This is a genomic window from Pseudaminobacter soli (ex Zhang et al. 2022), from assembly GCF_014595955.1.
Classification (GTDB): domain Bacteria; phylum Pseudomonadota; class Alphaproteobacteria; order Rhizobiales; family Rhizobiaceae; genus Kumtagia; species Kumtagia pseudosoli.
The window spans coordinates 197,642-210,558 of record NZ_JABVCF010000011.1 but is presented as its reverse complement, the minus strand read 5'-3'; the positions used below and the strand labels follow the sequence as shown (position 1 = coordinate 210,558).

Below are 12,917 nucleotides of genomic sequence, written 5' to 3'. Positions count from 1 at the left end.
GCCTTGCAACCCCGGAGTTACATGTGAAAGTTACTTGCGCATGAGCCACGATCTTTGCGGGAAATCGCCGACGGATCCCCGCTCGACTTCAACAGCATGGCTATTCCAACGCCCGATGCGCGAATGGCTGCCCTGGAGAAGGGATCCGGCGAGCACAAGATCGAGGCCCTCTGGTACGAGGCCCGCGATCTGCATTTCCCGCTGGATAATGCCACGGTCAATTTCGACGGAAGCGATCTCGTCGGCATTCAGCTTTGGGGCGCCCACGGCAACCAATGGTGCATGAAGAAGCCGCCGGCGGACTGGGAACCGCGCGTCGCGGCGGGCCTATGTTCGGCCACCGAGACAAGCCTAGTCGCTGTCGCGGACAACGAGTTCCGGCGGCCAGACCTCGCGGATGACCTTCGCGCCTTCAGGTCCCGCGAAGGCGGGCATGGACTTTAACAACATTTCCGCAAGCCGCTGGCCAAGCGGCTCCAGCGCCGGACGGAAGCTGGTCAGCCGCGGCGAGTAATACCGGCATAGCGCCGTGTGGACGATGACGACGACCGCCACGTCCTTGCCCGGCTGTATCCCCATTTCGACCAGGGCGCGGCAGCCGCCCAGCGCCATAGCGGCCATTGGGCGTCGAGGTATCCCGCCCATCACCCTTCCAAACGTTCTGCGACCTGCTCCGTGGCTCGTCAGCAGTCATTTCCATGAAAGACGCGGTTTCCAGCTAGATGCGTTCAAATGGGGAAACTGCCGAAAGTGTCCGCGAAGGTGAATCTTGTGTATCGCCACGAGCCCTGGTTCCAGTTCGAAGCAAAAATGTGTAGACACAAAGCACGAGCGGGGGGCATTGCCACGGAGGATATAAGGACAAAGGTTTCGGGCGAACTTGAACGCTTGGAGAAGGATTGCACCCACTGTGCAACTCTGTACACTGCGACATGAGCCTGTTCGTTACCTGGAGGGGCATTCTTGATCTCCCAGCACTTCCAGAGCGCGGCCTGAAGGTCGGCGGAAATCGCATCGTCCAGCGCATCTTCGGCGGCGCTTCCACCAGGGCCCGAATCTCATCCTCACAGATGAAGGGGCACGATCTCATCACCACGGAGCTCAGTCCTCCGTACCGCGAGATTCTCCTTCGCCGAAAGGGGGCACGCCGAATATCCACGCCGCTACCCGTGGTCGTGGCGCCAGGCGTCGACGACCCCGACAACCTTCCTGAAACCTTTGTAGTTCAATGGGATTCCCAAGGCGAATTGGCGACCTACGCCGACACGCCGGAAAAGGTCCTGCAGTCATGGATCAACAGGTTCGACTTTCGAACCGAGGACGAAGAGCAGGACCTTCCGGGCCTGCGCACCCCGCAGATCGGCGCGCTGCACGCGATCTCCGCCCACTTTGCAGTCGGCTCCACCTTTGAACCTGCCACCGTCGTCCTTCCGACCGGCACCGGCAAAACAGAAACCATGCTGGCAACGCTCGTCTATCGGCGGCTTGGACACACACTCGTCCTCGTTCCCAGCGATACACTGCGAAGCCAGATAGCCGGCAAGTTCATCAGCCTCGGCGTCCTGCCTGAGGCCCAAGTCATCACCCACGACCTCGCCAGGCCCCGCGTCGCGATCATCACGACCGGCATTAGGTCAACGGACGAACTGGAGTCGCTGATCCGGAACGCAAACGTAATCGTTGCCCTTCCGAACGTCCTCGAGGCCTCGGACGCCGAAGTTGTCCGCCGTCTCGCAGACGCATGCTCCGATCTCATTGTAGATGAGGCCCACCACATCACTGCCAGAACGTGGCAGGGCGTCCGGGAGCACTTCGCTGCAAAACGTATTCTTCAATTCACCGCAACGCCGTTCCGGCGCGACGGCAAGCGCGTCGATGGCAAGATCATCTTCAACTACAAGCTCGGTGATGCCCAGGCCGCCGGCTACTACCGCCCTATCAACCTCCGAACGATCGAAGAATACGGGGACGAGGAAGCCCGCGATGTCGCGATTGCCAAGGAAGCCATTGCAACGCTTCGACATGACCGGCACGACCTGAAGCTCGATCACCTTCTGATGGCGCGGACGTCGTCAAAGGACCGAGCTGAAGCCGTGGGCCGAATCTACCAGCGCCTCGCGCCGGACCTCAAACCGGTGATCGTCTACTCTGGTCCCGGCCGCACCATGATCAATCGCGAGGCTATGACCCAGATCTTCGATCGAGGAGCCGATGGAGCCCGGATTGTCATCTGCGTCGACATGCTGGGCGAAGGATTCGACCTGCCGTACCTCAAGGTCGCGGCCCTTCACGACACGCACAAGTCGCTGGCCGTGACACTTCAGTTCATCGGCCGCTTCACCCGCAAAGGCCCCGCCGACAAAATCGGCGAGGCCACAGTTGTCACCAACATTGCCGACCCTGATGCCGAGGCGAAACTCGCCGACCTCTACGCAGAAGGAGCCGACTGGGATCTTCTCATCAAGCGCTTGAGCGAGGAAAGAATTGCGCAGGAACTGCGCCTGCAGGACGTGGTGCTTGCGCTTAAAGAGTCCGGCGATCTCCATGCGAACCTTTCGCTTTGGAACCTCCGGCCGGCACTTTCAGCGCAGCTCTTCCGGACGAAAAGCGAGGACTGGAACCCTTTCGCCTTCGAGTCGGTGCTTCAGAAAGACTCAGAGAGCTGGTACGCGATCAGTGAACAGGACGGCGTTCTGGTCGCCGTAGTGTGCCGTTCTAGCGATGTGGCCTGGGGCAACTACCAGAACGTGTACGACACGATCTACGACCTCCTGATCCTCAAGTGGGACAAGTCTGCTGGAGCGCTCTGCCTCTATGCGAGCGACTACGATGCGTTACGGTCAGAGAAGCTCGCTAAGGCGGTCACGAACGACGACACCACGCTGGTATCGGGCACGCCTATCTTCAACATTCTGAACAATGTCGAACTGCCACTGGTGAAGAGCCTTGGGTCGTCCCGTATCGGTGCGATTAGCTTCACCTCGTATTTCGGGCCTAATGTCACCGAAGGACTCGCCAGCATCGAAAAGGCCGAGTCCTCGCTGAACAATCTTGCCTGCCTCGGGTACGAGAACGGAGAGCGCGTCCTCTGGGGGGGAACCCAGCGCCGCGGCAAGGTCTGGCAGCAAAAATCCGGGACGATATCGGACTGGATCGAGTGGACCGCCGCGACGTGGGCAAAGGTCTCGTCCGAAGTTGAAAGCGAGAGCAACATCGTCCGCGACTTCCTTCGCCCGGAGAAACTGGCGGAGCCGCATTCCGCATGGCCGATATCGGCCCAATGGGGCGAGCAGGCACAAATGCGCTTCAACGACCGGCAGTTCGTCATCTTTGGTTCGTCAGAAGTCCCGGTATTTGCCGTCGATGTGAATCTCAGTGATGTCGGACCGAACGGCGAAATCGTCTTCCGTGTCGAAAGTGACGGCGCGATGTCCGAATACGCCCTTGTCATCAGTGAGAAGATTCCAGGCGGATACCGCCATGACCACGTCTCCGGTCCTGCTATCACGTTCCGGCACGGCACACTGCCGGCGGTGCCGCTGGAGGAGTACCTACAGAAGGATCCCTTCATCGTTCGCTATGCAGACGGGACTTACTCGTACAACTGCTACCACATTCCAGTGAAGCTGGACGCCGGTCTCTACCAGCGTGACAAGCTGGAGGCGTGGAACTGGGATGGCATCGAGTTGAACAAGGAGTCGATGCACAAGGCAGGCGACCAGAAGACTATTCAGTACCGGACGTTCGAGCAGCTCAAGGGCGAGTTCGACGTCATCTTCAACGATGACGGTCACGGAGAGGCCGCTGACCTCGTGTGCCTGAAGGACCTCAACGACAACACAATCCGGCTATGCCTCGTCCACTGCAAGGGCGCCCATGAGGCGCGGGTGTCACAGGACATCCGGAACTTTTACATTGTCTGCGGCCAAGCTCAGAAGAGCGTTGTAGCAAAGCATGCCGGCCTTCCGACACTCTATCACGACCTGAAAAGGCGGCAGGAAACCTGGGCCCGCGAAGGCCACAATCGCTTCCTGAAGGGCGAAATCAAAGATCTCTCCTACTTCAAGGAAAAGTCGCGCCGCGCGAGACTCGAGTTCGAGATGATCCTTGTCCAGCCGGGCGGATCGGTTTCTTCCATCACTAATGACGCTTTGCGACTGCTGGCAACGACCGAACTCTATCTGCTCAAGACGACCCAGGCGAAGTTCCGGGTCGTGCTCTCGCCCTAAATGCCAGTCTCCCCGCCCGTCGATGAAACGATGAAGGCGATGATCACGAATCCTGGCTTCGAAGAGCTCAACAAGCAGTGCGAACGCAGCATCACAAAACTGAGCGATGCCGAGGCGCTAGCACACATCGGGCAATTGATCGACGATGCCTTCGACGCGTCCTTCGAGCGCGGCGCTAAGCGCGCGCTCCATCTGCTCGACGAATTGTCAAAGCGTGATCTCGCCGACACCGATGGCGCGCTGATCGAGTATTTCCGAGCCAATGTTTGGGCAGCACGGTCGCATATCGCGAACGTTCGACTATCCTGGTCCTGGGAGGCGCCCGAGCGGCAGGCGGAACTGCTCGCGTTGTCGCGTGCCTCAAACCATCCCGGCTTCGCGAGCCTCGATAAGGTCCGCCAATGCCAGATTCTCACTAACCACGCGAACCTCCTCCATATGGTGGGTCGCACGATCGATGCGGTCGCTGTCTGGGATGCTGCTCTGAGGATCATTCCAGGTTTTGCGATGGCACGGGGCAACCGAACTCGAATTGCCGCGGGACGGGCCAGGACCCGCCTTGGCGCGGTTCTCGGCGGCGATTATCCTCGCGCGCGCCTGTCGTATCACTTGCCTGATGTCGCTCGCGGTGATGCTGTCGCTCGCCATGAGCAGCCGGGCGGCCTTCGGCGCCATCACCGATGGTCATTGCGGTTCTTCGCCGCTTTGGGTCATTTCTATCGTCTAATTTCCAGAACAACGCTGTCCCATCAGAAAAACAACAGCTGATTCCACTGGCGCCGCTCTGGGCGGTAAAGCACCTTGCTTCGCTCCACTAGAGGGTAGCGTTACGCTACGGCAGAGATGTCCGATCGAGTATCCTGCGAGCCAGCCCAATGTAGTCAGCGTCGAAATGATGTCCCCCCTCGGTCTCGATCAATGTGATGCCTGTAAGCTTCGGGTCATTACAACTGGTTTCGGCATCGGCTTTGCCGTAAACGCACAAGGTCAGTTCCGGCGGAAGCCTTGCGATCGCGCCCGTCACGTCATAACCGCCTTCGTCAATCCCCAGCCAGCCCGAGATTGTGACCTGGAACGAGGTCGTTTTGCCGGGACCGAGCAGGGCGATCAGCCTTGTGCGACCGCGGAGTGTCGAGGGCAAATATGGAAATGCGAAGGGCAACGTGTCGGCGCCGAACGAGTATCCCAGCAGCAGAACGGGAAGGCTGCCGTCCGGGTCTGCGTCGTGGATCAGGCTGGAGACATCGTCGGCAAGCTCTTCGGGAGTGCGCTTCGACCAGAAGTAATGTAGCGCATCCAGGCCGATGACATGAATGGCTTGGGTTGAGAGCCATTCACCTATGCTCTTGTCGAGGTCGCGCCAACCCCCGTCTCCCGACACGAAGATGGCCACGGCGCGCGGAGTCGTCGTGGAGGGCAAATCCACAGCGGGCAGGGTACCGAAAGGCTCGATCGTGGCCGTCAATGTCGACACTGCCTCGACAACTTGGGCTACGGGGTTTTTCTGATCGATGGCTTCAACGGTGACAGAGGGCTGCGGCGCTGCCCGCTGGGCGATGTCATCCAGAGCATTTTCACGGACGAAGATCGTAGCGGGGCCTGGCATGGATCTGTCGAAGGCATACCGATAAGCTCCACCATCGGGCATCTTTGTCGCGGTCGCGCCGGGGCAGAAGGGCAGCCTTAGCGACAGACGGTCGGCAAAGTCCATGGCCACCGCCCCGCCCAGAGTATTTGCCGGCGCATCCGCAAGCGCAGCATAGGCGAATGTCGCGCCCTCGCCGCGCCCTATGACGATGGGCGGAAGATAGGTCTGAACACCAAGTTCCCTCTGCGTTGTCTGGGCAAGATCAGTGATCTCGCCGACGACGTAGAGACATTCGCCCGATGACGCATCGAGCGCCTTTGCATATATCGAGAGGTCAACCGAGAGGACGACCGAACCATCTTCTCGCAGTGCTCGGGCGAAGGCCTCGTCGGTCGCACTCCAGCCCGATCGATCTGACAGGTAGACAATCACGGCCTTGGGTTGTTTCTCAGGGACGAGCAACCGGATGTTCTGCAGCCGCTCTACGCTGAGCGTCTGCGGCGGCGAAGCGCACAACGTGGTGGTGAGAGCCATGACGGCAAGCCAGCAGGCAAGAACCCGGCTCATCTCTTTGACAAGCCCAACGGGCCCCGCGATATCAATGTAGTCACGTCAAGAAGCACCTGCGGTATCCCAAGGCCGCCTGGACAGGCCAAGTATTGAGGGGTCCAGACGGGGTCGAACTTCTGCTTGAAGTCACGCAAACCCTCGAAATTGTAGAACTCGTCGCCGCGACGGAAAATGAACGTTCCGACCCGGTTCCAGGTCGAGGCAAGCGGATGGTCGGCGAGACCTGCCAAGGGCGCCGCGCCAAGGTTGAACCATTGATAGCCTTGGTCACGACCGTAGAGCAACAGATGGACGAAGAGTGCATCCATCAGGACGCGCGAAACCCCGGGCCGGTAGCGCATCAGATCGATCGAGAGCTCCACGTGGTCGCCGCTGCGCCAGAGATTGGCAAAACCGATGATCACGCCCTCCTTGCGCATGACCGCACAATCGAACTCGCCCATATAGCGGTCATCGAAAAAGCCGAGCGAAAAGCCCTTTTCCCTGTGGTGCTTTTCTTCCAGCCAAGCGTCCGATACCGCCCGTAGGTCCTCCAGTATTGCCGGCACATTGGCTTTCGAAACGACAGAAAAGACGAGTCCCTCTCTCGCGCCCCTCTTCTCGGCGTATCGCAGCGGCTGGCGAGCGGGGCCTGCGAGCGAAAATCCGGCGAGCGGAACGCGCGCCACCTCGCCGATCTTGAGAAGCGCCAGTCCCATGTCGAGATAGTGAGTGAGGAATTCAGGTTGCACGGCGTAGTAGACCGATCTCGCGCCGGCGCGGTCCGCCGCCTCGGCGAAGCGCCAGATCAGCCTTATGCCGGACTGGGGATCGCCCACCGGGTCGCCCATCGCGATCCAGCTCGATCCCGAAACGGCATACATGAGAAATGCCTTGCCATCGTCGGAAACAAGGAAGAACTTGTCCCCAAGCAGGGCGATACACGGCTGTGTGCCCGTCGAGGTATCAAGGATTGTCCGCACCGCAGCCGGGATCGGGTCCCCTGCCCTCGGGGGCATTGGCATCGGGCGGTTGATCACCGCGTCCGCGGCAATGGCCCCGGCCACGATGGTCAATGCCAGCGTCGCGCGTAGGAAGCGGGGCGCATCGCCGTCCCAGGCGAACTCCCACCAGAGGCTGGACTGATATTCCACATGGCGAAAAGCAAGGAAGCCGACCAAGGTCAGCGAAGCGAGGGCAATCGCCATCAGGCTGATCCACTTCAGGTCGGGGCGGAAGGAGCGCCAATCGCCCTTGCGGTAGAAGGCGGGGCCTGATGTCGCCAAGGCGCCGGCAAGGACGGTGAGCAGCAGCGCTTCCTCCCAGTCGATGCCTTTCAGGAGCGAGAAGGTTGCTCCCGAGAGAAGCAGCAGGATCGCACCTATGCGTGCCGACGCGATGCGGCGGTAGAGGCCCCGCGCAATCACGATCAGCAGCACGCCGGTGATGCTCGCGAGAAGATGAGAGGCTTCCGCGAAAGGAAGTGGAAGGACGTCCTCCAGCCACGCCATCCTGGAACTGTCGGTTGGCGTATTGCTCGAGAGGACTAGGACGAGCCCGCCACCAAACACCAGAACACTCGCAACCGGGGGAACCATGCGTCGTACGACAACAAGCGTGCGCGCTGCCATGCCTGCGACCGCCATGCGGACGCGGTAAATCTCGAATGCCCCCAGTCCCAGCACCGCAACCCCGAGCGGCAGCGCATAGTAGATCAGGCGGAACAGCACCAGTGCCGCTACAACGTCGGGGCGGGTACCAGCGCCGAGGCCGTACAGGATGGTCGCCTCCAGAACGCCGAGCCCGCCGGGTGCATGACTGACGACGCTCGCGATGATCGCAGCAACAAAGAGGATCAGAAATGAAGCAAAGCCGGGCGCGATATCGGGAGGAAGGAGGACATAAAGCGCAGCTGCCGCCGCGCCGATGTCTACCGCCCCTATGACCAACTGAGCGGCCGCGCTCGGGGCCGCTGGCAGGAGGAATGTCCAGCCAAGAACGATGATCCGGTTCCCGCGCCGCAGCCACAAGATGGCTGCAAGCAGCAGCGCGAGGATAGCAACACCGACGATGCGGTCGTCGGCCGGCGAAAGGAACTGGAGTGCCCGAACGCCGGTAGGGTCGAGAAGCAATGTGATGCCGAGGATTGCTGCCAGGCCTCCGGAAAAAGTAAGCAGCGAGATGCCGACAATGCGACCGACATCGGCCGCGTCGAGACCCGCTGTCTGGTATATCCGATATCGCACCAGCCCGCCGACGAAGACGTGAAACCCGATCGCTGTCGAGAACCCGTAGCCCACCATGCCCGCGAATACCGCCAGCTGAAGGGGGATGCGGCCAGGAGCCACGCGACGAACGGCCAGCACGTCGTAGAGCGACATCGCGAGGAAACTTATTGCGGTAAAGCCCAGCGCCGGCAGTATCGTCTTCGCGGTTGCCGACGAAACGGCAGTGACGATGTCATTGAGGTGAAGATGGGCAGTAATCTGGTGAATAACGTAGAGGGCGATTGCGACCGCTAAGGCTCCGACGGCCGGCCCCAGGACGTGTGGTTCGACCAGGCGCTCGATAGGGCGTGCGAAAGCGGATTCAACCTTTTGACTTTCGGCCGCCGTCTGCCTGGGGCTCACGGGGTTGTCCCTACGAATGGCTTCCCCCAACGACGACAGGCTACCATCCTGTCCGCGGTGAAACAACTTGCAGAGGCGCTACGCGTGGCGAAGAAACTTGGGGCTGCGCCCAAGCGTCGACGCTGTCCTGATCGTGCGCGTGGCGATGACTTGGCACTGAAACGGGTGCCATTTCCGGGGAACACCCGCCTTGCTGCATGGCATTTCTCCCATCAGCCTTTTAGGTCCACATTCCGCTATCGCGGCGAGCTGTCACTTGGACGCCTCAGCAACATTTCTGCTGCGTGGAGATCCGCTTCCAGCGGCGCTCGCCGAACATTATGGCGAATTTGACCGCACACGTTGGGGGAGGACCAAGGCAGTGTTGCGGTCCGCGATGGAGGCTGTACCCCGGGCGACCGGCCGGGCAAGTCCGCGATTGGATTGCGGCACTGCCGGACGGGTAGTGCCCGTCTGGCCCGAGTGCGCGGGAGGGATGTCGCCAGCGAGCGACGAAGCGATCGCTATTTCCGCTTTTAGGAACTCGTGGAAGGCTGACGAACGGCCGAAATCGGGCGCAGTCCAGACACCCCGTAGAAAAGGCCGTCAGTCGTCGCGGCGGTTTTCCAACCAACCGTTCAGCGCAGACCAGGAGCCGCCCGCTTAGCCCTTCACGGCGCCGGCGGTAAGGCCCGCCACGAAATGCTTCTGCATGAGGAAGAACAGGCAGACCGGAGGCAAGGCGGCAAAGAGCGCGCCGGCCGAGATCAGATTCCAAGCCGTCAGCCACTCGCCTTTGAGCCCGGCAATGCCGAGCGTGAGCGGCTTAGCTTCGTCGCTCTGGACGAGTACCAACGCCCAGAAGTAATCGTTCCAGACGAATGTGAAGACCAGGACCGACAGGCCAGCCAGGGCCGGGCGCAGCAGCGGAATGATGATCTTCCTTATGATCTGAAACTCGCTGGCGCCTTCGACGCGCGCAGCCTCGAACAGTTCGTTGGGTAGCGTGATGATGAAGTTGCGCAGGAACAGCGTCGCGAAGCCTGTCTGGAAAGCCGTATGAAAGAGGATGAGCCCCCAGACCGTATCATAGAGCCCGACATCCAAGACCATGTTGCGAACTGGAATCATCAGGATCTGGTAGGGGATAAAGTTCCCAGCGATAAACATCGCGAAAAGGATGGTCGCGCCGGGCAGACGATACTTCGCAATAGCCACGGCGGCCATGGTGCTCAGCGCTAGCACCAGCACGACCGTCACGCCGGTAACCGTCAGGCTATTGAGGAAAAACGTCCACATCGGAGAGGTCGCAAAAACCTCGCGATAATTGGCAAAGAGGCTGAACGTTTCAGGTGCCCCCCAATAGTTGCCGTCAAGAAGATCGCCCTGCGAACGGATTGCGGTCATCATGATGGCGATGAGAGGTGCCATCCAGAGCAGCATGGCGATGTAGATGGCGACGCGGTAGCCTAGGCGGATTCCGAAGGCGCGTTCGGTGACAGGCGCGGGATACATCAGCCCACCTTCGCTTCTTTGCGCAGCGTGTACCAGAGGAACACTGCAATCCAGACTGTCATGATGAGGAAAAGGACCGTCGCGATCGCCGCGCCATACCCGGCGCGGTAGCTGAAGATCGTCGCGTCGAACATCTGATAGGCGAGCACGGTAGAGCTGCCGTAAGGCCCTCCCTGCGTCATAACCGAGATGAGGTCGAAATTTCGGAGCGATCCGATGACCGTGATGATTGTCGCGACGAAGGAGACCGAGCGCAGTTGGGGCAGCACCACATACCGCAGCAGGCTCCAGCCCGACGCTCCGTCGATCCGGCCGGCCGCAATAAGTTCTGCGTCCAGTTGCGACAGCCCCGCCAAGAAGAGGACGAGGCAGAACGCGATTTGCGCCCACAGGGCGGCTGCGATGATGCCGAAGGTAACGAAATTTTCATCGGACAAAATCGCGATCGGCTCGAAGCCGAAGAAGCGGAACACGATTGCGAGGATCCCGAAGGTCGGATCGTAGAACCAGGTGAATACGACACCGATGATGACGGGGGCCAGGACCAGCGGCAGAAAGAACACCGCCTTGATGAAACGGAGCTCCTTGAGCGGCTGATTGAGGAAAAGGGCCAGCGCAAGCCCGAATACCGGCGCCAGCAGGAACATCAAAATCCAGATGACGTTGTTTTTCAAGGAGACGAAGAACTGCGGATCATCGAAGAGTTCCTGGTAATTCGCCAGGCCGATCCACGTCGCTTCGCCGGTCCCGTCCCAGTCATAGAAGCTGGTCCAGATACTCTGCACGATAGGAATGACGATCATCAGAGCAAAGAGGCCGACAGGGAGCAGCAAAAGGATCACCGGCGTCAGCCAGCTTTGGTTTCTTTGCCAGAGTTTCGGCATCGCTTCCTCGAATTGGGCCAGGCGTGGATCGCTGGTCGAAGGTCTGGGCGCGCCGGCAGCAAGGCCGGCGCGCCCGCTGGAAACGCTACTTGAAGATGCGCTTACGTGTCGCTTCGAGCCGCTCGAGGATCGAATCTGCCCGATCCGGCCTAGCGAGGAACTCCTGGAAGCCCTTCATCCCCTGCTGCGCCATGTCGGGGTTGGTGTCCCGGTCATAGAACTGCGAGGAACCGGCGGATGCGCGCACGAGTTCGAGCTGGACCGAAGCGAAGTCGTTCGGGTCGAGCGTGGCATCGGTTCGCGCCGGAACGACGGAGCCGCCCTTTGCGAAGGCATCGAGCTGGTCGGGCTGCGCCAGAAACGCCAGGAACTTCTTCGCGAGCTCCTTGTTCTTGGCTCCCTTCGGGATGCCGACCCCGTTGATCGAAACCTGCTCATAGTCAGGCACTTCGGCATCGATGGTCGGGAAGGGGAAGAAGCCCATGTTGTCCCGGGCTTCGGCCGGAAGCGACGTAAGTACGTAGGGGCCGAGCAGATACATTCCCGCCCTGCCCTGGTTCAGGAACGGGATTGCCTCCTGCCAGCCGTATGACGAGGCGTTCTCCAGGAAATAGCCCTTGTCGATAGGCTCCTTCCAGATTTCGAAAACGCGCTTGATGCGGTCATCGGTGTAGCTTGCCTTGCCGTTCATCAGTTCCATGTAGAAGTCGAGCCCAGCGGTCCGCTTGGTGATGAAGTCGAACCACAGGGCGTTCGCCCAGAGATCGCGGGTGCCGATCGCAAACGGGACGACACCGTTCTCCTTGAGCTTCGCCGAGGCCGACATCAGCTCGTCCCAGGTCTTCGGCGGCTGCAGCCCATGCTGCTCGAATACGGACTTGTTGTAGAAGAAGCCCCAGATGTTGAAGTTCGTCGGCATCATGTACTGCTTGCCGTCGTCCGTGACTGCCTCGATGAACGGCCCCATCGGTTCCTTGAGGCCGTTCTGCTCGAAGAACGTTGTTAGGTCTTCGAACAGGCCGCGCTGGGTGAAGGCCCGCATGCGAGCGCCCGTGAACCAAAAGGCGATGTCGGGCGGGCTCGCCACGAGGAAGTTCCGGATCGAGGTCTTGTAGGATTCGACGTCGCTGTAATTGATGGTGACGCTGACGCCCGGGTTGGCGGCTTCGAAATCCTTGGCGATCTTGTTCATCGCCTCCTTCTGCCCTGCGCCGCTGCGATCTGTGTTGATCACCAGCGTCTCGGCAGATGACGCGGCCATTGTCAGTGGACCGAAAGCCGTGAGCGCGATCGCCGCGGCAGCCAGCTTGGCCATCGTCCGCCGCGTATAGGTATTTCTGTTAGACTGCATTGCTATCCTCCGGTGTTGATGCATCGCTATGGTGCCGGCGATCAGCTCAACCGCCGGCCGTCCTTCTTGTCGAAAAGGTGGACCGAGCCCGGCTCGGGCTGAACGCGGATCGTCTCGCCAGGCTTAAGGCAGAGGCGCTCGCGGAAGAGGCAGTGGAACTCCGTCGATCCTGCGCGGACGACCACTTCCGTC

9 protein-coding genes and 1 pseudogene are annotated in these 12,917 nt (G+C 60.5%); 2 read left to right on the top strand and 8 right to left on the bottom strand.

What is annotated here, in order from left to right:
- Positions 1-30 precede the first annotated feature (30 nt).
- Together HUI96_RS20555 and HUI96_RS20550 are read right to left on the bottom strand one after the other, a co-directional pair.
- Positions 31-276, bottom strand: coding sequence for a hypothetical protein (locus HUI96_RS20555; RefSeq protein WP_188256555.1), 246 nt, complete (start codon positions 274-276; stop codon positions 31-33).
- A gap of 75 nt (positions 277-351) precedes the next feature.
- Entirely contained in the window at positions 352-645 is a 294-nt protein-coding gene (locus tag HUI96_RS20550) for a substrate-binding domain-containing protein (RefSeq protein ID WP_188256554.1), read from the bottom strand.
- A 287-nt stretch (positions 646-932) separates the two neighbouring features.
- Here HUI96_RS20550 and HUI96_RS20545 point away from each other — a divergent pair, with 287 nt between their 5' ends.
- Both HUI96_RS20545 and HUI96_RS20540 read left to right on the top strand, forming a co-directional pair.
- Entirely contained in the window at positions 933-4,229 is a 3,297-nt protein-coding gene (locus HUI96_RS20545; protein ID WP_188256553.1) for a DEAD/DEAH box helicase, read from the top strand.
- Positions 4,230-4,259: 30 nt separating this feature from the next.
- Positions 4,260-4,997, top strand: a complete 738-nt coding sequence (locus HUI96_RS20540) for a hypothetical protein (protein ID WP_188256552.1) — start codon at positions 4,260-4,262, stop codon at positions 4,995-4,997.
- A 64-nt stretch (positions 4,998-5,061) separates the two neighbouring features.
- Here HUI96_RS20540 and HUI96_RS20535 read toward each other — a convergent pair whose 3' ends face one another.
- The 6 genes and pseudogenes from HUI96_RS20535 to HUI96_RS29525 all read right to left on the bottom strand — a co-directional run.
- Positions 5,062-6,384, bottom strand: coding sequence for a virulence factor family protein (locus HUI96_RS20535; protein ID WP_188256551.1), 1,323 nt, complete (start codon positions 6,382-6,384; stop codon positions 5,062-5,064).
- A complete protein-coding gene (gene mprF, locus HUI96_RS20530; protein ID WP_188256550.1) occupies positions 6,381-8,996 on the bottom strand; it encodes a bifunctional lysylphosphatidylglycerol flippase/synthetase MprF in 2,616 nt (871 codons plus the stop codon). Before mprF ends, HUI96_RS20535 begins: the two co-directional genes overlap by 4 nt.
- Before the next feature lie 642 nt (positions 8,997-9,638).
- Positions 9,639-10,490, bottom strand: a complete 852-nt coding sequence (locus HUI96_RS20525) for a carbohydrate ABC transporter permease (RefSeq protein WP_188256549.1) — start codon at positions 10,488-10,490, stop codon at positions 9,639-9,641.
- Positions 10,490-11,374, bottom strand: coding sequence for a carbohydrate ABC transporter permease (locus HUI96_RS20520; RefSeq protein WP_188256548.1), 885 nt, complete (start codon positions 11,372-11,374; stop codon positions 10,490-10,492). Before HUI96_RS20520 ends, HUI96_RS20525 begins: the two co-directional genes overlap by 1 nt.
- Before the next feature lie 85 nt (positions 11,375-11,459).
- Complete coding sequence (locus HUI96_RS20515) at positions 11,460-12,725, bottom strand: ABC transporter substrate-binding protein (protein ID WP_188256547.1); 1,266 nt, start codon at positions 12,723-12,725, stop codon at positions 11,460-11,462.
- A gap of 41 nt (positions 12,726-12,766) precedes the next feature.
- Positions 12,767-12,917: pseudogene (locus HUI96_RS29525) on the bottom strand (sugar ABC transporter ATP-binding protein); the annotation flags it as partial.

Excerpts from the sequence above, each read along its gene's own strand:
- HUI96_RS20545 (WP_188256553.1), top strand. The coding sequence starts at position 933 with ATGAGCCTGTTCGTTACCTGGAGGGGCATTCTTGATCTCCCAGCACTT.
- HUI96_RS20535 (WP_188256551.1), bottom strand. The coding sequence starts at position 6,384 with ATGAGCCGGGTTCTTGCCTGCTGGCTTGCCGTCATGGCTCTCACCACC.
- HUI96_RS20515 (WP_188256547.1), bottom strand. The coding sequence starts at position 12,725 with ATGCAGTCTAACAGAAATACCTATACGCGGCGGACGATGGCCAAGCTG.
- HUI96_RS20540 (WP_188256552.1), top strand. The coding sequence starts at position 4,260 with ATGAAGGCGATGATCACGAATCCTGGCTTCGAAGAGCTCAACAAGCAG.
- HUI96_RS20520 (WP_188256548.1), bottom strand. The coding sequence starts at position 11,374 with ATGCCGAAACTCTGGCAAAGAAACCAAAGCTGGCTGACGCCGGTGATC.
- HUI96_RS20550 (WP_188256554.1), bottom strand. The coding sequence starts at position 645 with ATGGGCGGGATACCTCGACGCCCAATGGCCGCTATGGCGCTGGGCGGC.
- HUI96_RS20525 (WP_188256549.1), bottom strand. The coding sequence starts at position 10,490 with ATGTATCCCGCGCCTGTCACCGAACGCGCCTTCGGAATCCGCCTAGGC.